We start from the raw sequence: 20,526 nt of genomic DNA, 5'->3' as shown, positions 1-20,526 counted from the left end.
TGCTATTTTTTTCAAACAAATCCTCCTTTAGCCCCATGGGCTGATTCTGCTTTCCTCTGCCATTACAGATTCATTGTAGCAAACGTGTCAAGCCAAGCTTAGGACTGCAGCCACAGCCGCTGGTATTTTTCCAGCTGGCGGCCAAAATGCATGATGATGCTTTGTGCCATCGCCGGCTCCCTGCGCATGACGCTTTCCATGGTGATCCGCGGAATGACGAGCAACAGTGCCTGATCGGTCAATACTTCCAAAGCCAGCTGATTCCTGCGCTTGGGCAAAAGGACGCTATCATTTGCCCAGGCTTTCTCCGCGACAATGTCCAGCGTATTATACCAGCCATCGCCAGTTTCCATGCTGCGGGCCAGCTTGCCCCGCACGACAAACAACAGCTGCTCCTCCACATCCTGCCCGAAAAGCCTGTCGCCCTCATAGCAAGTAAGCAGTTTAGCCGTCCCTGCAAAGGCCTGCACCAATCCTTTGTCGCACGACTGGAGGAGCTCCAGCTGTAGCAGTGCATCCAGCAGGTTCGTCCGCTGCTGCACCGGCTTGGCCGCCATGCTCTGGGACCGCCGCCGGCTCCAGTTCGCGCGGAAGGCACTGTAAGGCTGCTGCCAATCCATGACCATCTGGCGCAGCATCAGGATATAATCCTGCGCCAGCTTCTCGATCCCGGCTGGCTGGAAATACCGGCAGTCATACGCAAAAGTTATAGCAATCTCCCATTCGGCATAACGGAAACGCACACCCAGATGCAGCTCCCGCGTATCCCATACCTCCTGCGTCACAATGCGCCCTTCCCGCTTGCCCTGGCGCTGCGAATAGCTTCCCTCATCCTGCAGGAAATCACCGAAATTCAATACATGGTAAAAGCCCTTTTCCTGCTGGTCCAGCACCGCCTGGATATCCTTGCGGGCCAACGCCGCATACGAAGTCGAGACCAGAAACTGCTTGAACACCTGCTCCGTCAGCTCCTGCACCTTGGGATCCTCTGCCACGCGGACGCGCAGCGGCAGCATGCTCTGACTGCCACGGCCCGCCTCACTGCCCGGTGCCAGCAGGCAGAAGGCCACATCGCGGCAGTCGTTCTCTCCCTGCAGGAGCAAGCCCCAGGCCGTCTGCAGGACAGACATCAAGACCTTCTTGTTGTCCTTCGACAATTCCTTCAGATCAGACAGCACGTCACTGGGGATATGCGTCAGATAATTCTGCTCCTGGCGTTCCTGTCCGGCATCCTGTCCGCCAGCGCCTGTCTCTTCATATGGCAGGTGGGAAAGCCCCGGCAGGTCACTGAGCAGCTGCCGCCAATAGCTGCGGATGGACTCGGCTCCCCCTGCCGTGGCAGTCGCCGCTGCCGGCGCCTTCTCCAAGGGCAGGTTGTGTATATAGCGGAAAATGTTGCGGACATCGAAATTATCCATCACGGCCTGCACACCAGTCACGACTACCGCATACTCCGAGGCCCCCGTATGATAGACCGCAAAACGCAGCAGGCTGCCATAGCGCAGATCAAAGCCCTGGCGCAGATCAGCCTCCATCAGGCGCCGCAATTGCTCATCCAGATCCTTTCCCGACGTCTGTTCCAGATTGCGATAGATGATCACCGGCAGATTCCGCCGCTCCTTGAACACCACAGCCAGCATCTTGTCTCCGGCCACACAGTAATTCGTCCGCAGGACATCCTCCTGCTCAGTCAGCGTCCGGATTGCCAGATTGAAGCGCAGGGGCAGCAGTTTCCCCTCCAGCTTATAGAGATTCTGCCGCAGGGGACTCACTGGCGTTGTCTCCCCATACGTCACCACTTGCCGCTCGCTTTCCGTCAAGTCCCTGACATATTGTATCCGATGGGCCGTATATCCCCGGCGTTCATCCAGCTGTGCGCCATACAGCTGGCGAAGACTTCCCTGCTGCCCGGCTGGCAGCTCCTCTACACTCCATTTACGCACGTTGATCAGCGCTCCTCTACATCATGATCCTAAGGCAGTTTATGCCACTGTTATCCTTAGGATTTCGCCAAAATGACAGTTTTTCCCTGCTTGACACGTGAAAAACATCCCGGCATCACCGGCAGCAAAAAAACTCCCCTCAGGAAAATCCTGAAGGGAGCCTTCACGCAATATCCGATCTGTACGGCTTAGCCGAGGATCACCAGCGACTCATGAGCTTTGACGCTCTGGCCAGCATCGACGTTGAATTTCTTGACAACGCCATCAGCATCAGCAGCAATCTCGTTCTGCATCTTCATAGCCTCGAGAATCAGCAGCGTCTCGCCGGCTTTGACAGCCTGGCCTTCGCTGGCAACGAGTTTGACGATCTTGCCCGGCATCGGAGCATCGATGGAATGCTCACCAGCGCCAGCGGCAACAGCCTCTTTCTTCGGAGCTGCCGGTGCAGCCGGAGCCGGTGCCGGAGCAGCTTTCGGAGCCGGTGCAGCAGCCTTCGGAGCTGCCGGAGCAGCGGCTTTCACTTCCTCGACTTCTACTTCATAAGCATTGCCGTTAACGGTAATATTGAACTTTTTCATTAATAATTCCTCCAAATACCTTCAACTTCGGAATCAATCAAAACTGTTTGGCCAGACCGCCACGAGCGGACAGAGCCCATACATCGCTGCGCTTGATGCGAACAGCGATGACTTTATTCGACATCATCATCTGGACAGCAGCCGTGATAGCAGCTACTACCTCAGGCGATACGCCATTTGCTTCTGTTTTCATAGCACACCCTCCGATCAAAGCGGAATATTGCCGTGCTTCTTAGCCGGGCCAACTTCACGTTTGCTGGCCAGTGCATTGAGGGCCGTGATGATACGCGGACGCGTCTCTTTCGGCTCGATGACCATATCGACGTAGCCGCGCTCTGCAGCAACGTACGGCGTAGCAAAGTTCTCGACATACTCAGCCGTCTTGGCATCCTTATCCGGATCTTTGCGGAAGATGATGTTCGCAGCACCTGCCGGGCCCATGACAGCGATCTCCGACGTCGGCCAAGCCATGACCTGGTCTGCGCCGAGCTCACGGCAGCACATAGCGATATAGGAACCACCGTATGCCTTACGCGTGATGACCGTGACCTTAGGAACCGTAGCCTCGCTGTATGCATAGAGCATCTTCGCGCCATGACGGATGATACCGTTGTGCTCCTGATCGACACCTGGCAGGAAGCCCGGTACATCGACGAGGTTGACGAGCGGGATATTGAAGGCATCACAGAAACGGATGAAGCGAGCCGATTTATCCGAAGCATCAACATCGAGGCAGCCAGCCATGACATTCGGCTGGTTGGCGATGATACCTACGCTGCGGCCATCAAAGCGGGCGAAGCAGCAGATGATGTTCGTAGCAAAATGCTCATGAACTTCATAGAACTCGCCATTATCGACGATGGAGCGGATGACATCCTTCATATCATATGGCGCATTCGGATTATCCGGGATGACCGTGTTGAGTTCCTCATCCTGACGATCCGGATCATCACCGGTCTCCATGATCGGTGCATCTTCCATGTTGTTGCTCGGCAGGAAGGACAGCAGGTAACGGATCTGCTTGATGCAGTCGTCCTCATCCTCAGCTGCGAAGTGAGCAACACCGCTGCGCGTGTTATGGGTCATAGCACCGCCCAGAGCCTCAGCCGTCACTTCCTCAGCCGTTACCGATTTGATGACAGCCGGGCCCGTGATGAACATCTGGCTCGTGTTCTTGACCATATAGATGAAGTCCGTGATAGCCGGGCTGTATACAGCACCGCCGGCGCACGGTCCCATGATGACCGAGATCTGCGGGATGACGCCCGACGCTGCCGTATTGCGATAGAAGATACCACCATAGCCAGACAGAGCATCGACTGCTTCCTGGATGCGGGCACCGCCCGAATCATTAATGCCGATGCATGGAGCGCCCATCTTCATGGCCAGATCCATGACTTTCCAGATCTTATGGGCATGCTTCTCACCCAGCGAACCACCCTCAACGGTGAAATCCTGTGCGTAAGCATAAACCAGACGGCCGTCGACCGTACCATAACCCGTTACAACGCCCTCGCCCGGGAGTTCTTTCTTCTCCTGGCCGAAGTTCGAGCAACGATGTTTCATGAACATATCGAGTTCGACGAACGTACCCTCATCAAACAGCTTGTTGATGCGCTCACGGGCCGTCTGTTTGCCCTTTGCGTGCTGCTTGTCGATACGAGCCTGACCGCCGCCCTGCATGATATGCTCTTTTTTTGCATGCATTAATTCAATCTTTTCCTGAACAGTAGCCATTATATACCTCCTATAATTAGCTTGTGAGCATCCTGTCAATGACAAAATCCTCATGTACTGCAATCTCTATTTTGCACTATTTGTGTGAAAATTGCAAGACTAATTTATTACCAGGTATCAATCGCGCTGGCAAAGTTCGAGCAGGACACCATGCGAAGCCTTCGGATGGACAAAGGCAATCTTAGCACCGCCGGCACCGATGCGCGGCGTTTCATCAATCAGACGGACACCTTTCTCTTTGAGATCAGCCAGAGCTGCCTCCAGGTTGTCTACACGCAGGGCAATGTGCTGGATGCCACCACGGCCGCCATTCTTCTCGATGAATTTTGCAATCGGGGAAGTCTCATCCGTTGCTGCTAAGAGCTCAATCTCGCTGCCATTCGGCGTCGGGAAAAAGCCCGTCGTCACTTTCTGCTCAGCAACCGTCTCCTCACCGTTAGCCGGCAGGCCAAGCATATCACTCCAGAAGGAACCGACTTCCTTGAGGTCCGAAACAGCAATACCAATATGATCTACACCTAATACTTTGAACATGATGAATTCCTCCATTCGGATAAAAGATTTATTTGAGCATCTCGCCCATAACCTCACCAATCACCGTGTATGGATCGGTCTTATGCTGCTTGATCTGCTCTACATAGCCATCCAGTCTGCCACTATCGACAATCTTGCTCTTGATGTAGCTGCCGATGTTGCTGCTGAGGATGTCAAGCATCTCATCACGGGTACGCTTCGTGCGGCGCTTGGCCAGCTCGCCATTGCCCTCGATATACGTCCTGTGCTTATCTACAGTTCCTAACAGTTCGGCTATGCCTTCATTCTGGCTGGCTACCACCTTAGTGATCGGCGGACGCCAATCCGTCATCAGACTGTCAAGATCAAGCATCATGTTGATCTCGCGGACCAGCTTGTCCGCACCATCAAGATCAGACTTGTTGATGCAGTAGAGATCCCCGATCTCCAGGATGCCTGCCTTGATTGCCTGGATGTCATCGCCCATGCCCGGAATCAATACGACCATCGTCGTATCCGCGGCCTTGACGATATCTACCTCTGACTGTCCAACACCGACGGTCTCGACGATGATGATGTCCTTTCCAAAAGCATCCATTGCCTTGACAGCATCGGCGGTCTTATGCGAAAGACCACCCAGGCTGCCGCGGGTGCCCATACTGCGGATAAAGACTCCCTCGTCAAGTGTCAGTCCATTCATGCGGATGCGGTCGCCTAAGATGGCGCCGCCCGTGAACGGGCTGGTCGGGTCAACAGCGATTATACCAACGGTCTTTCCCTGTGCACGGTACTCTCTTGCAATCTTGTCCGAGAGGGTACTCTTGCCTGCACCTGGCGGCCCCGTGATACCCAAAACATAAGCATGACCGGTGTGGGGATAAAGCTTCTTCATGATGTCTGTCGCTTCATCGTATTCATTCTCGATAGCCGTGATGGCCCGTGAAAGTGCCAGCCGGTTGCCTTTGAGCAGTTCTTCTGCGATATCCAAAATGCCACCACCTTTCGGTAGTTTCTACATAAATAAGGCCGGGCAAGAGCCGGAGACCGGAATGTGTCTCCTGACTCTCCTTCCCAGCACCATTGTTTCTTAGAGTTTTACATGCTCATTGATGAATTTGACAACATCACCAGTCGGAGTGCCCGGCGTGAACACTTCCGCAACACCGGCCTCTTTGAGAGCCGGAATATCGCCTTCTGGGATGACACCGCCACCGATAATCAATACATCGTTCATGCCATTCTTATGGAGAAGGTCGACGACTTTCGGGAACAGATGACCATGAGCACCCGAAAGAATGCTCATAGCAACAACATTGACGTCCTCCTGCAGAGCAGCTTCAGCAATCTGCTCCGGCGTCTGGCGAAGCCCCGTATAGATGACCTCGAAGCCAGCATCACGCAGCGCGCGGGCAACGACCTTAGCGCCGCGGTCATGGCCGTCAAGGCCCGGTTTAGCAACTAATACTCTGATTTTCTTTTCCATTTTGAATTCCTCCAAAAACGTAAACGCTATTCTTGTCCGATTGTTCGCGATAGAGACGCTTACAGGCTGACATGAGCCTCATACTCGCCGAATACCTCGCGCATGACGTTGCAGATTTCGCCAAGGGTTGCATACGTCTTGACAGCAGCGAGGATATGCGGCATGAGGTTTTCGTTCTCATCCTGGCAAGCCTTCTTGAGGTCAGCCAGTGCAGCTTTTACTGCCTCATTATCGCGTTTCGCTTTCATAGCCTCGACTTTAGCCTTCTGACGTTCGCCGACGGCCTCGTCGACTTTCAGCAGGCCTTTTGGAGGTTCTTCTTCCATCTGGAATTTGTTGACACCGACGATGGTGCGGGCACCAGACTCGACATCCATCTGCCATTTGTAAGCAGAATCCTGGATTTCTTTCTGGATGTAGCCCTTCTCGATAGCAGCGACAGCACCACCGAGATCGTCGATTTTCTTGATATAATCCCAAGCCTCTGCCTCGATGCTGTTGGTCATGGACTCTACATAGTAGGAACCAGCCAGCGGATCGATGACATCAGCCAGACCGCTCTCATACGCAACAATCTGCTGGGTGCGCAGGGCAATCGTAACGGATTCCTGCGTCGGCAGAGCCAGAGCCTCATCACGGGAGTTCGTGTGCAGGGACTGGGTACCGCCCATGACAGCAGCTGCTGTCTGCAGGGCAACGCGGACGATGTTGTTGTTCGGCTGCTGAGCCGTCAGCATCGAACCTGCCGTCTGCGTATGGAAACGCAGCTTCATGCTCTTATCATTCTGCGCATGGAAACGCTCTTTCATGACTTTTGCCCAGATACGGCGGGAAGCACGGAACTTCGCCACCTCTTCGAGAACGTTGTTGTGTGCGTTCCAGAAGAAGGACAGACGGCCAGCGAAATCATCAATCTTGAGGCCCGCTTTGATAGCAGCCTCGCAGTAAGCGATACCATCAGCAATCGTGAAGGCGATTTCCTGTGCAGCCGTCGAACCGGCCTCACGGATATGATAGCCGGAGATGGAGATCGTATTCCATTTCGGTACATTCTTTGAGCAATACTCGAAGATATTCGTGATAAGGCGCATGGACGGACGCGGCGGGAAGATATACGTACCGCGAGCGGCATACTCCTTGAGGATATCGTTCTGGATCGTACCGCGCAGCTGGTCAGCTGGCACACCCTGTTTCTCAGCTACAGCGATATACATAGCCAAGAGGACCGAAGCCGGTGCATTGATCGTCATTGACGTCGAAACCTTGCCCAGGTCGATCTGGTCGAACAGCGTCTCCATATCAGCCAGCGAGTCGATGGCAACACCAACCTTGCCGACCTCACCTTCAGAAATCGGATCCGTGGAATCGTAACCGATCTGCGTCGGCAGGTCAAAAGCACAGGACAGGCCCGTTGCACCGTTCTCGATCAGCATGCGATAGCGTTTGTTGGACTCCTCAGCTGTGGAGAAGCCTGCATACATGCGCATCGTCCAGAAGCGGCCGCGATACATCGTCGGCTGGACACCACGCGTATACGGATAAACACCTGGGAAGCTAATTTCATCAGCATAATCCGTATCCTTGATGTCAATCGGCGTATAGAGGCGTTTTTCCGGCAGGTGCTCACGCTCCGGGAAACGTGCAATTGCTTTTTCAACGCTGGCTTCGTATTTGGCGAGCTCAGCCTGGATTTTCTCATTGCTCATTTGGGAATTCCTCCTGATTCATTCAGTCAATCTATATATCTATATTATCTGTATGTGATTTTCTTATTTAGCCATGCTGCCCGTCTTGACGAAACGCTCATGGAAGGAAAGCGCCTCTTCAAGGATATGCGGCGTATGGGCATGCTTCGTTGCCTCAGTCGCACGATTGAAGTAATCGAGCAGGATTGGGCGGTAATCCGGATGCGCGCAGTTGTTGATGATTTCCAGCGCACGCTCACGCGGTGCCTTGCCACGCAGATCGGCGATGCCCTGCTCCGTGATGATGATATCCACATCATGCTCCGTATGATCGATATGCGAGCAGAATGGAACGACAGCCGAGATCTTGCCTTCTTTGGCAATCGACGGCGTGTAGAAGATGGTCAGGTAAGCGTTGCGGGCAAAGTCGCCGCTGCCACCGATACCATTCATCATCTTGGTGCCTGTGATATGCGTCGAGTTGACGTTGCCATAGATGTCAACCTCAATGGCCGTATTCATGGCAATGACGCCCAGGCGATGGACAACTTCCGGACTATTGGAGATTTCCTCCGGACGCAGCAGCAGATATTTCTTGTATTTCGCTACATCCTTATAGAAACGTGCCATGCCCTCCGGGGACGGGCTGAATGCCGTGCCCGATGCGAAGTTGAGCTTGCCCGCATCGATAAGATCGAGCATGCCGTCCTGAATGACCTCGGTGTAGACCGTCAAATCTTTGAGATCTGAATCGACGAAGCCGGCGATAACTGCATTGGCAACGTTGCCGACACCAGACTGCAGCGGCAGCAGGTTCTTCGGCATGCGGCCAGCCTCGATTTCCTTGTTGAGGAATTCGAGCGTGAACTCGCTCATCTTCTTCGAATCTTCATCGATTGGTTTCAATGGACGCGTGTGATCGGGGATATCGCAGGGAACAATGTATTTGATCTTTTCCGGCGTACACGGGATATACGTCGTACCCACACGGTCATTGGCCTTGACGATTGGAATCGGCAGGCGGTTCGGCGGGTCCATCGGGATGTAGACATCGTGCATGCCTTCAAGATCCAGCGGCTGCGAGGTATTGACCTCGACGATAACGACATCTGCACTCTGTACATACGATGCAGCATTGCCCAGGGAAGTCGTTGGGATGATATTTCCCTCTTCCGTGATTGCACACGCCTCGACAACAGCGACATCAACATGTCCCAGATAACCGCAACGGCTAAGCTGGGCTGACTCTGACAGATGCAGGTCAAGGTAATCAACCGAACCATCGTTGATCTCATTGCGCAGAGCTTTATCCGTCTGATACGGCAGACGCTGCTTGATGCCATGAACCGATGCCAGTGCATCATCCAGTTCCGGACCAGTAGAAGCTCCCGTCCACAGATTAATCGCAAATGGCTCCTTCTTCATGCGTTCAGCAAGTGCAAGTGGAACAGCCTTCGGATACGCGGATGCGGTAAAACCGCTCATTGCAACGTTCATATCCGGTTTGAAGAAAGCTGCTGCTTCTTCAGCCGTTACGATTTTCGCCTGCAATGCCTTATTGCGTACGCGATCGAGAATGTCAATCATGGAAAATCCTCCCTCATCAGTGCCGACCCATTTTCGGTTCCGGCAACAGATTTTAACGTTCGGGACGCTGCATCTTGTTTCGAATTCCTTGTTATGATTCACGGCATGTGGAAGTATAACACGAAGTTATCAACACCATGAATTATAATCATAGATTATTGTAACACTATGCTCTGATTATGTCCCATGACTAAGGATAGCACGAAAAGAAAACGCCGTCAAGATAGTCTTGACGGCGTTTGACGAGAATTCGTTCAATACTTCACATATATTATTTTTTGCTTATTTGCGGGTAATATGATATGACAAGCTACTAAGACCAATTGATAAATCTTCATTGACAATATGCATGGTTTCAGGAACTTCCATCTTGATTGGGGCAAAATTCCAGATGCCCTTGACTCCCGCATCGACGAGTTTATCCGCCACCCCTTGTGCAAAGGCTGCCGGTACAGCAATGATACCGATATGGATATTGCGTTCCTTGACGATTTTCTTCATATCACGGATATCTTCTACCTTGACATGATTGACCGTCGTCCCAATGACATTCGGATCCTGATCGAACAGGGCCACAAGGTTGAAGCCCAGCGTCACAAAGTTCTGATAGTTCGCCAATGCCGCTCCCAGATGGCCAATGCCGACCACAGCAATATTCCAATGGTTGTTAAGCCCCAAAATCTCACCGACATTGCGTTTGAGTTCATTGACATAATAGCCTACGCCCTTTTTGCCGAACTGGCCAAACGAAGCCAGATCCTTGCGGATCTGCTCCGGCGTGATGCCCAGCCGGCGGCCCAGCTCATCGGAGGAGATGATATCGATCCCCTCATCCTGTGCCAGCCGCAACGTCCGGAAATATAAGGGAAGGCGGTCGATCGTTGCCTTGGATATATTCACTTGACCTTTCATAAAACGCCTCCCTATCCTTCTTGTTGTTCTTTCACTTCATGCATGAGCGCTAAAGCTGCTGCCAGTGCCGCCATCATCCAGAGGAACATCGACGAGGGGATATTGAACAGCAGATCGTCGGTGAAGCCATTGAGCGCCACCGACAGGACAGCCAGCCCCAGCCCCAGGGACAAACCGCCTAACAGGCGGTGATCCTGCCAATCGCGGCAATCCTGCCAGAAGGGAGTCTCAGGCTGCTCTTTTGCAGCCTGCATGCTCTGCTCGACACGCTGCAGCTCAGCATCAGCCGCCGCATCTTCCCGCAGGTCGAACGGCGTAGCTTCCACCGGCTCAGCAGCAGGCGGCTCGAACCGCTGCCGCAAGGCGGAAAACATTGTGCCGAAGAAGAACCACAGGAACGCCAGTGCTCCGGGGATACCGATCTCTGCAGCATAGTTCAAGTAGAGGTTATGCGCATGCACAATGCGGATATCCGCCCCCTGCAAGTAGAAATCATATTCTGGATAGACCATCCAATACGCCCCCCAGCCTATGCCGAAGAATGGATGATCCTGTATCATCGCCACGGTGCTTTCCCAAAAGGCTAGCCGCATCTCTGCCGAGGTGTCGACCTTCGTGAAGACGGACGTCAGGCGCTCATAGAGCACCGGATCTGCCAATAGCAGGATGCCGCCTACCACAGCGCATCCCAACAGCACACGCCAATCCTTGACCATGCCATACACCAGGAAGATGACCGCGATGACCAGGCAGGCACCGCGCGCATACGTCATGGCCAGGCAAGCGGCCGCAGCCACCATGAATGTACCCAGCAGGATACGCTTTGCCCTGCTGTCAGCCTTGGTAAACAGTCCAAAGGCCAGACAGATGATGATATCGAGATAACCCGCCAGGATATTGGGATTCTCCCAAGTGGAGAAAACACGCTTGCGCAGCTCGGGGAATGCTTCCCCATCGACCCATTTCATCGCGCTGATATCAATGCCAAAGACAAATTGGTAGATACCATAAAGCACGACCAGCACAGCCGCCCCCGCAATGGCCAGCAAGATCTGCCGGACCTGCTGCCCATCGCGGACCTGCTGGCCGACCAGGAAATACGTCAGCGCATAAACGCCCACGAGATTGTACCAGTTATAGAAACTGAAGCCGCGATCTGGCGACGCCAGGATCGAGACGCCACTCAGCAGCAGGAACAGGCAAACAGGGACATCAAGCGGCAGCTGCCGGAACTTGAATGTGCGATCCGTGCGGAAGCGCAGTACCGTAAGCACGACGCCTGTCAGCATGGCCAGCGTAGCACCTGCCGGCCAGAGGGCCAGCAGGAACACTTCAGCCAGTACAGCATACCAGGACCAGTCCTTGAACCGCTTGCACCACTTCTGCCGAAAGGCCTCGCGGCGGCGCTGGTGGATCTCGCGCATGGAATCAGACTCCACAGCCATCACATTACCCCCTTCCGTTCAAGCAAGAGCTGGCGGACACCGCCAACCAGATACAGCGACCCCGCCATGACCAGCAGTTTTTCCCCGTTGGCCAGCTCTAGCGCTCTATCCAGTGCTTCGCCATTATCAGCGATAGCCTCGACATGCTGGACATGAGGTGCTACCCGCTTGGCGAGCTCCTGCGGATCAGCCGCCCGTTCCGAATCAGGGACAGTCACCACGACCGTATCATTGGGCCGCAGCAGGATATCCAGCATCGTCTCGATATCTTTGTCTTTCAGGATACCGAGCAGCAGCACACGCTGCTGGGCCGGGAAATACAGATCCAGGCTCGTGCGCAGCGCGTTCATGCCGGCAGGGTTATGGGCCCCATCGACGATCACGGGCTGGCTGCCAAGGGCAATGCGCTCGAAGCGCGCTGGCCAGCTGGCCATCTTCAAGGCCTCGCCAATGGTTTTCTCATTGACGCGCCCATCGATGTTATGGATGAGCTGTGCCGTCATGACTGCCACCGCAGCGTTATCCACCTGGTGACGGCCCAAGAGACGCAGCTCATACGGCATATCCGCTACCCCCAGGAGTGCCGAGGTGAAACGCAGTTGCTGCATGTGCCCATCACAGGACAGATACTCCATCTGGAAATCCTCGCCCGATACAAAAACATCAGCATTTTTTTCCTCAGCCGTCTGGCGGATGATATCCAAGGGAATGCCCGCAGCCGCAGTGACAACGGGAACGCCCTCTTTGATGATACCAGCTTTATGGTGAGCAATACCCTCCAGCGTTCCGCCGCAGCGGTCCGCATGCTCAAAGGTCACGTTCGTGATGACCGAAACCTCCGGCGTGATGACATTCGTCGAATCCAGCAGACCGCCAAGGCCAACCTCGATGACTGCATACTCGACATGGCACATGGCAAAGTAGAAGAAAGCCAGTGCTGTGAGTACCTCAAACTGTGTCGGGCACTCGTCCCCCTCAGCCACCATCTGCTCCACATAGGTGCGGATAGTGCTCAGGCAATCCGCAAACTCCTGCTCACTTATCGGCTGGCCATCGACCTGTATGCGCTCCGTATAGGAGACCAGATGCGGCGAGCTGTACATGCCTGTATGGATATCTGAACGGCGCAGGATGCCGGCAAGCATCGCCGACACCGAACCTTTGCCATTCGTACCAGTCACGTGGATGGTGCGATACCTGTCCTGCGGCACATCCAGGAGCTCCAGCAGCCGCTGGATACGCGTAAGCCCCAGCTTGATGCCAAAGATATTCAGCCCTTCCAGATAGGTAAGAGCTTCCTGATAATTCATGTTACGATTCTCCTATCTTAGAGCTTCGCCAAATCCTGGATGCGGCTCTCCACCGATTTTTTCTTTTCTTCATAGCCGGCAAGTTTTTCTTTCTCACCAGCGACAACCTGCTCCGGCGCCTTCTTGAGGAAGCCTTCGTTGCTGAGTTTGCCCGTAAGGCGTTTGATTTCCTTCTCCAGTTTCTCGAGTTCCTTATTGAGACGAGCCGTTTCTTTCTCAACATCGATAAGGCCCTTGAGCGGCAGGTAAATCTCGACGCCATTCACGACACCCGCCATGGCATTTTCCGGTGCAGCAGCACCAGCCGGCAGGATCGTAACCGGCTCCGAGGAAGCCAGCTTGTCAAGATAGCCCGTGTTTTCCGTAAATACCTCACGCAGGGACTCATCCTTGAAGTTCAGGATGACTTCACTCTTCTTGCTCGGTGCCGCCCCGACTTCAGCGCGCATGTTGCGGATGGATTTGATGCTCTCCATGATAGCCGTCATCTGGGCCTCGATAGCATCGCTGATACGGGCTGCATCAGCCTGCGGCCACTCGGAAATCATGATGCTCTTGATGTTCTCTGCATGCGGGACTTTCTGCCAGATTTCTTCGGTGAGGAACGGCATGAACGGATGCAGCAGACGCAGCGTGCCCTCGAGGACATGGGAGAGGACATAGAGTGCCGTATTGCGGGCCCGCACGTTTTCCGTATCATAAAGGCGGGCTTTCGTCAGCTCGATGTACCAATCGCAGAACTCATTCCAGAGGAATTCATAAATCATGCGGCCAGCTTCGCCAAGCTCGAACTTATCGAGATTCTCCGTGACATCGCGGACCGTGCGGGCATAGCGCGAGAGAATCCAGCGGTCAGACAGCGTATAATCTTCCTCGGCCGGCACGAAGTCCTTGTCAAACCCTTCGAGGTTCATAAGCATATAGCGCGATGCATTCCAAATCTTGTTGGCAAAGTTGCGGGCCGACTCGACGCGCTCCCAATAGAAACGCATATCGTTGCCCGGTGTATTACCCGTGATCAGCATGAAGCGCAGCGTATCGGCACCGTATTTCTCGACGACCTCAACCGGATCGATACCATTGCCGAGCGATTTGCTCATCTTGCGTCCCTGGCTGTCGCGGACAAGACCATGGATGAATACATGCTTGAACGGGATATCCTTGCCAAACTCGAGGCCCATCATGACCATGCGGGCAACCCAGAAGAAGATGATATCATAGCCCGTAACGAGCGTAGCCGTCGGATAGAAATGCTCAAGCTCCTCGGTCTTTTCCGGCCAGCCCATCGTTTCAAACGGCCAGAGGCCCGACGAGAACCAGGTATCGAGCACGTCTTCATCCTGATGGATATGTTTGCTATGGCAATGCGGGCACTCGGTAAGGTCTGTACGCGATACACTCGTTTCACCGCAGTCATCGCAATACCAGGCCGGAATGCGATGGCCCCACCAGAGCTGGCGCGAAATGCACCAGTCGCGGATGTTTTCAAGCCACTGGATATAGATCTTGGAGAAGCGCTCCGGCACGAACTGGATCTTGCCGCTCTTTACCGCCTCGATAGCCGGCTTGGCCAGCGATTCCATCTTGACGAACCACTGCTTGGAAACCAGCGGCTCTATCGTGCTGTGGCAGCGCGAACAATGGCCAACGGCATGCTCATGCTCTTCCACCGAAACGAGAACGCCGAGCTCTTCGAGCTCTTTGACCAGGGCTTTGCGGCATTCATAGCGGTCCATGCCCTCGTACTTGCCGGCACCTTCCATCATCTTGCCCGTATTGCTGATGACTTTGATTTCTTCGAGGTGATGGCGCTGTCCCATCTCAAAGTCGTTCGGGTCATGAGCCGGCGTAACCTTTACGGCACCAGTACCGAAGGATTTATCGACGTATTCATCGGCAAACAGCGGAATCTCACGGTTGACAATCGGCAGGATCAGCGTCTTGCCGACGATGTCCTTATAGCGCTCATCGTCTGGATGAACGGCAACACCCGTATCGCCGAACATCGTCTCCGGACGCGTCGTAGCGATTTCGACATACTGGTCCGTGCCTTTGACCTGATAGCGCAGATGCCAGAGATGGCCCTGCTCCGTCTCATGCTCAACCTCGATGTCCGAGATTGCCGTGTTGCAGTCCGGGCACCAGTTCGTGATGCGCGTCCCCTGATAGATGAGACCTTTTTCATAAAGGCTTACGAATACCTCGCGGACAGCCTTCGAGCAGCCCTCGTCCATCGTAAAGCGCTGGCGGTCCCAATCACAGGAGGAACCCAGCGTGCGCAGCTGGTACATGATGCGGTTGCCGTACTGCTCTTTCCAATCCCAGACGCGCTCGAGGAATTTCTCACGGCCGAGCTCGTAGCGGTTCGTGCCCTCTTCGCGCAGTGCGCCCTCGACCTTGGCCTGCGTTGCAATGCCGGCGTGGTCACAGCCCGGAACCCAGACCGTATTGAAGCCCTGCATGCGATGATACCGGATCAGAATATCCTGCAGCGTATTGTCTAGCGCATGGCCCATGTGCAGCTGTCCCGTGACGTTCGGCGGCGGGATAACCATGCTGTACGGTTTCTTGCTCTTGTCGACCTCAGCATGAAAGAATTTGTTCTCCTCCCAGTACTGATACCATTTCTTCTCAAAAGACTGCGGATCATAAACCTTCGGGATATTGTTCCCCTGCTCCTGGATTTCTTCTGCCATGATAAACCTCCTAAAACTAAATAAAGCGCTCTCGTCCAAAAGGACGAAAGCGCCTGCCTTCGTGGTACCACCAATCTTCCCATGCAGACAAAGCCTGCATGACTCAAAGCCGTAACGTGGCCGACGGCCCAGCCTACTCCTTGTTCAGCGGGGCAACTCCGAAGCTACCTTCCAACATCTGATGCAGAGACTCTCACCTGCCGTCTCCTCTCTGAGGCACCGGATTGCTGTACTCCTCTTCTTCCTCGTTGTTAGCGATTTGATGATTCAGATGCCGTTAATTTTATCATACCTGCCCTATATTTGCAACGCCCGAAATTTTATCATTTAATAATTGAAACGTATATGCGAAGCGATTATACTATAACTAGTATTGTACGTAGGAGTTTGGATTGCTATGAATTTTTCGTCGATATCCCTTAGCAAAATAGTTGCCATCCTGACCATCGGCATGGCCTTTACGGTCGTCGTCGTCGGCAGCGTATCGGTCTCAGTCACCAATCAGAACCGCGTCGCCATGGGTGTCCAGGCACATGGCACCAGCATCGCTGGTATGACCCGGAAAGAAGTCCACGAGTTCTTCCAAAAAGAGGCCCAGCAGGCACTCAAACGTCAAGCAGCTGTGCTGACCTATAAGAATCGCCACTGGAACATTGCCCCTGCTGATATCGACTTGCATGGCAACGTCAACGAAGCAGCCGAAGCCGCCTATGCCATCGGCCGCGACCAAGACAGCATCACGAACATGATCACCCAGATGACCTGCGCCCTTTTCGGCCGCAACATCACGATGACAGCATCGTTCGACAAAGATAAACTGGCAGCCCAGCTTGCCAAAATCGAGCAGCAGCTCCATACTGAGCCGGTCAATGCCGAAGCGCAGCTGCAAAAGAACGGCACCATCAAGAAAACCCCGAGCGTTACCGGCCTTACACTCGATACGGCCCCGATAGCCGCCGAGCTCACGCCGCAGTTCGAAGCGCTGAAGCTGACCGCCAAGGTCACACTACAGCCCAAAGAGCAGCCGCCTTTCATCATGGACGCGGATCTGGCTGCAATCGATAGCGTACTTGCCTCATACACCACGCGCTTTTACCCTGGTGACCGCGGCGACAATATCGGCCTTGCCGCCAGTCATCTACAGGGGGCACTCATCCGCAGCCAATCGACGCTCTCCTTCAACAGTATCGTCGGCCAGCGCACCTATGAAGCTGGCTACAAGGATGCCGGCGTCATCATTGATGGCGAGCATCGCGTCGATGTCGGCGGCGGTGTCTGCCAGGTCAGCAGCACGCTCTACAATGCCGTCCTGCTTGCTGGCATGACCCCGACCGAGCGCTCCAATCATTCTCTGCCTTCCGCCTATGTGCCAGCAGGCCGCGATGCCACAGTTGCTGACAATCTGCTGGACTTCGCCTTCCGTAATCCGCTGCCCCATCCCGTCTACCTGCGCGTCGCCAACACGGGCTCGGCGCTGACTATCTACGTACTCGGCACCAAAGCCGACTTGCAAGGCCAAACCATCGCCCTCGTCACCGAAGGCTCCGCCAAGAATCCGTCGCTCTACCGCATCTGGAAAAAAGACGGACAGGTCATCGACCGCGAATACCTGCATACCGACCATTATTCCGACCCGCAAGAAACGTAACGTCCGGAAAACATACCTGTTGCTACATCAAAAGCCAGTTGACGTAAAAACGTCAACTGGCTTTTTCATGTTGCCTTAGCGTTCCTCTCTCTATCCATACTGAAAAGAATCCGACAATACGTAGCACGGACGAGGACAGGTACGCTTTCCTCGTCACCCCTTATTCATTTTTCTCCTCCAGCAACGGCTTGAGGAATTTGCCTGTATAAGACGAGTCCACCTTGACGATATCTTCCGGCCGGCCCTCGGCCACAATCGTGCCGCCGTTGCTGCCGCCCTCGGGGCCCAAGTCGATGATGTGGTCAGCCGTCTTGATGACATCGAGATTGTGCTCGATGATGACAACGGTGTCACCACCATCGACGAGGCGCTGCAGGATGTCCAGCAGCTTATGGATATCGGCCGTATGCAGGCCTGTCGTGGGCTCATCGAGGATGTAGAGGGTGCGGCCCGTGCTGCGGCGCGAGAGCTCCGTCGCCAGCTTGACGCGCTGGGCCTCGCCCCCCGACAAGGTCGTTGCTGGCTGTCCGAGCTTGATATAGCCAAGGCCAACATCCTGGATAACCTGCAATTTACGGGCAATGCGCGGTACATTCTGGAAGAATTCCACGGCCTCGTCAATCGTCATTTCGAGAACATCGGAGATGGTCTTACCTTTATAACGTACCTCCAGGGTTTCGCGATTATAGCGTGCCCCCTTGCAGACCTCGCAGGGCACATAGACATCGGGCAGGAAATGCATCTCAATTTTCAAGATGCCATCGCCCTTGCATGCCTCGCAGCGGCCACCCTTGACATTGAAGCTGAACCGCCCGGCCTTGTAGCCACGCATCTTGGCTTCCGGAGTCTGGCTGAACAGCTCACGGATTGCATCAAAGACACCCGTATAAGTTGCCGGATTGGAACGCGGCGTGCGTCCTATGGGCTGCTGGTCGATATCGATGATCTTGTCGATATGCTCCAGCCCCTTGATTTTCTTATGCTTGCCCGGCTTGCCCTTGGAATGATAGAGCCGTGAGGCGATGCCTTTATACAGGATCTCATTGACCAGCGTACTCTTGCCCGAGCCCGATACACCAGTCACCAGCGTCATCGTCCCCAGCGGGAATTTGACGTCGATGTTCTTGAGATTGTTCTCCTGGGCACCGACTACCTCGATGAACTTGCCATTGCCGGGACGTCGTTTGCCTGGAACCGGGATGAATTTCCGGCGCGATAAATATTGGCCGGTCACCGATTCTTTTACCTGCATGATTTCCTCAGCCGTACCCTGGGCAACAATCCGGCCGCCATGAGCGCCAGCCCCAGGGCCAATATCGATGATATGGTCAGCCGCATACATCGTATCCTCATCATGCTCGACCACGATCAAGGTGTTGCCGAGGTCGCGCAGGTTCTTGAGCGTTGCCAGCAGGCGGTTGTTGTCACGCTGGTGCAGGCCGATGCTCGGCTCATCGAGCACGTAGAGCACCCCTTGGAGCCCCGAGCCAATCTGGGTAGCCAGCCGGATGCGCTGGGCCTCGCCCCCCGACAGGGTACCCGCCGCCCGCGAAAGCGTCAGATAATCAAGGCCGACATTGAGCAGGAAACTCAAGCGCGCATGGATTTCCTTCAGGATCTGCACGGCAATCTTCTGCTCACGTGGTGTGAATTCCACGCCTGCCAGGAAGACATCCGCTTCACGGATGGTCATAGCCGTAAGCTCGGCAATGCTCTTATCCCCCACCGTAATCGACAGGGTCTCGGGCTTCAAGCGCGCCCCATGACAGACCGGACAGTCAATCTCCGTCATGTAGTTCTCATAAGACTCTCGCATCTCATCGGAATCCGTTTCCTGATAGCGGCGGTTGAGCATCGGCAGTACGCCCTCGAATTCCACATTGTACTCCTTGCGCTCGCCGAACATATTCGTGTAGTGGAACCGGAATTTCTCATCGCCAGCGCCATGAAGCAGTACATGGCGTGTCTTCTTGTCCATATCCTTCCAGGGCGTGTCCACCGTATAGCCATAGTCTGTAAGCACGGCCGTAATCACGCACATGCCATAGGAATGCGGGTTCTTCGATAGCGGCGCAAAGACGCCCTGTGCCACCGACAGGGACGCATCGGGCACCACGAGTTCCTCATCAAACTCCATATGGCTGCCAAGGCCCATGCAGACCGGGCAAGCACCATAGGGACTGTTGAACGAGAACATGCGCGGCGTGATTTCCGGCAGGCTGATACCGCAATCGACACAGGCGAAATTCTCGCTGAACATCAAGAGTTCCCCATCGACAATCTGCACATAGACGACACCCTCGCCAAGTTTCAACGCCGTCTCCAAAGAATCGGCCAGCCGCTGTTCCATGCCCTCGCGGACAACCAAGCGGTCAATAACCACCTCGATGGTGTGTTTTTTCGTTTTCTCAAGCTGGATCTCATCGTTGACATCGTGGACTTCCCCATCGATGCGCACGCGCACATAACCCTCACGGCGGATATGCTCAAGCACCTTCTTGTGCTCCCCCTTCTTGCCGCGGATTACCTGGGCCATGACCAGCAGTTTCGTGCGCTCTGGCAGTTCTTTGATCTGGTCGATCATCTGGTCCACGGTCTGCTGGGTAATCGGCTTGCCGCACTTCGGGCAGTGCGGACGGCCAGCCCGCGCATAAAGAAGACGCAGATAATCATAGATTTCCGTTACCGTACCGACCGTCGAACGCGGATTGTGGCTCGTCGTCTTCTGGTCGATGGAAATCGCCGGCGAAAGCCCCTCGATGTTGTCCACATCGGGCTTGTCCATCTGCCCCAGGAACTGGCGGGCATAGGAGGACAGCGACTCGACATAGCGCCGCTGTCCTTCGGCATAGATGGTATCAAAGGCCAGCGATGACTTTCCCGATCCCGAAAGCCCTGTGATGACCACGAGCTTATCCCGCGGGATTTCCACGTTGATATTCTTGAGATTATGCGCTCTTGCGCCTTTTATCTTGATGCTGTTTTCCAT

15 protein-coding genes and 1 other annotated feature are annotated in these 20,526 nt (G+C 54.5%); of the genes, 1 reads left to right on the top strand and 14 read right to left on the bottom strand.

The genetic code is table 11. The features are described from left to right. Positions 1-98 precede the first annotated feature (98 nt). The 13 genes from FZ041_RS01700 to FZ041_RS01640 form a co-directional block, all read right to left on the bottom strand. A complete protein-coding gene (locus tag FZ041_RS01700; protein WP_149188323.1) occupies positions 99-1,943 on the bottom strand; it encodes a condensation domain-containing protein in 1,845 nt (614 codons plus the stop codon). Between the two features lie 188 nt (positions 1,944-2,131). Then, positions 2,132-2,521 (bottom strand): biotin/lipoyl-containing protein, encoded by a 390-nt coding sequence (locus FZ041_RS01695; protein ID WP_075428569.1) that lies wholly within the window; start codon positions 2,519-2,521, stop codon positions 2,132-2,134. 37 nt (positions 2,522-2,558) lie between these two features. Then, positions 2,559-2,714: a methylmalonyl-CoA carboxyltransferase gene (locus FZ041_RS01690; RefSeq protein WP_075428570.1), complete on the bottom strand. Its 156-nt coding sequence runs from the start codon at positions 2,712-2,714 to the stop codon at positions 2,559-2,561. A gap of 14 nt (positions 2,715-2,728) precedes the next feature. Continuing rightward, complete coding sequence (gene mmdA / locus FZ041_RS01685; RefSeq protein WP_075442036.1) at positions 2,729-4,258, bottom strand: methylmalonyl-CoA decarboxylase subunit alpha; 1,530 nt, start codon at positions 4,256-4,258, stop codon at positions 2,729-2,731. A 117-nt stretch (positions 4,259-4,375) separates the two neighbouring features. After that, positions 4,376-4,792, bottom strand: coding sequence for a methylmalonyl-CoA epimerase (gene mce, locus FZ041_RS01680; RefSeq protein ID WP_075442038.1), 417 nt, complete (start codon positions 4,790-4,792; stop codon positions 4,376-4,378). Between the two features lie 28 nt (positions 4,793-4,820). Further along, positions 4,821-5,759: a methylmalonyl Co-A mutase-associated GTPase MeaB gene (meaB, locus tag FZ041_RS01675; protein WP_075442040.1), complete on the bottom strand. Its 939-nt coding sequence runs from the start codon at positions 5,757-5,759 to the stop codon at positions 4,821-4,823. Positions 5,760-5,858: 99 nt separating this feature from the next. Continuing rightward, positions 5,859-6,254: a cobalamin B12-binding domain-containing protein gene (locus tag FZ041_RS01670; RefSeq protein ID WP_075442042.1), complete on the bottom strand. Its 396-nt coding sequence runs from the start codon at positions 6,252-6,254 to the stop codon at positions 5,859-5,861. Positions 6,255-6,313: 59 nt separating this feature from the next. Then, positions 6,314-7,960, bottom strand: a complete 1,647-nt coding sequence (locus tag FZ041_RS01665; RefSeq protein ID WP_075442044.1) for an acyl-CoA mutase large subunit family protein — start codon at positions 7,958-7,960, stop codon at positions 6,314-6,316. Between the two features lie 63 nt (positions 7,961-8,023). Then, positions 8,024-9,526 carry a succinyl-CoA:acetate CoA-transferase ScpC gene (gene scpC, locus FZ041_RS01660; protein WP_075442046.1) on the bottom strand — a complete coding sequence of 501 codons (1,503 nt, stop codon included), beginning with the start codon at positions 9,524-9,526 and terminating at the stop codon, positions 8,024-8,026. Between the two features lie 282 nt (positions 9,527-9,808). After that, positions 9,809-10,438: a redox-sensing transcriptional repressor Rex gene (locus FZ041_RS01655; RefSeq protein ID WP_075442048.1), complete on the bottom strand. Its 630-nt coding sequence runs from the start codon at positions 10,436-10,438 to the stop codon at positions 9,809-9,811. Positions 10,439-10,449: 11 nt separating this feature from the next. Continuing rightward, positions 10,450-11,883: an O-antigen ligase family protein gene (locus FZ041_RS01650; RefSeq protein WP_255449193.1), complete on the bottom strand. Its 1,434-nt coding sequence runs from the start codon at positions 11,881-11,883 to the stop codon at positions 10,450-10,452. Continuing rightward, positions 11,883-13,193 carry a bifunctional folylpolyglutamate synthase/dihydrofolate synthase gene (locus FZ041_RS01645; protein WP_149188322.1) on the bottom strand — a complete coding sequence of 437 codons (1,311 nt, stop codon included), beginning with the start codon at positions 13,191-13,193 and terminating at the stop codon, positions 11,883-11,885. Before FZ041_RS01645 ends, FZ041_RS01650 begins: the two co-directional genes overlap by 1 nt. A gap of 17 nt (positions 13,194-13,210) precedes the next feature. Continuing rightward, positions 13,211-15,889 carry a valine--tRNA ligase gene (locus FZ041_RS01640; RefSeq protein WP_149188321.1) on the bottom strand — a complete coding sequence of 893 codons (2,679 nt, stop codon included), beginning with the start codon at positions 15,887-15,889 and terminating at the stop codon, positions 13,211-13,213. 36 nt (positions 15,890-15,925) lie between these two features. Then, positions 15,926-16,144, bottom strand: a binding site (T-box leader). Positions 16,145-16,286: 142 nt separating this feature from the next. On the opposite strand from FZ041_RS01640, the gene FZ041_RS01635 reads away from it, so the two are divergent. Further along, entirely contained in the window at positions 16,287-17,537 is a 1,251-nt protein-coding gene (locus FZ041_RS01635) for a VanW family protein (protein WP_075442054.1), read from the top strand. A 160-nt stretch (positions 17,538-17,697) separates the two neighbouring features. On the opposite strand, the gene uvrA is transcribed toward FZ041_RS01635, so the two are convergent. Beyond that, positions 17,698-20,526, bottom strand: coding sequence for an excinuclease ABC subunit UvrA (uvrA, locus tag FZ041_RS01630; protein WP_149188320.1), 2,829 nt, complete (start codon positions 20,524-20,526; stop codon positions 17,698-17,700).

The sequence above is a fragment of the Pseudoselenomonas caprae genome, from assembly GCF_008271345.1.
In the GTDB taxonomy this organism is placed as follows: domain Bacteria; phylum Bacillota; class Negativicutes; order Selenomonadales; family Selenomonadaceae; genus Selenomonas_A; species Selenomonas_A caprae.
Note: the sequence above shows the minus strand (reverse complement) of the source record. Positions and strands in the feature narration are given on the sequence as shown.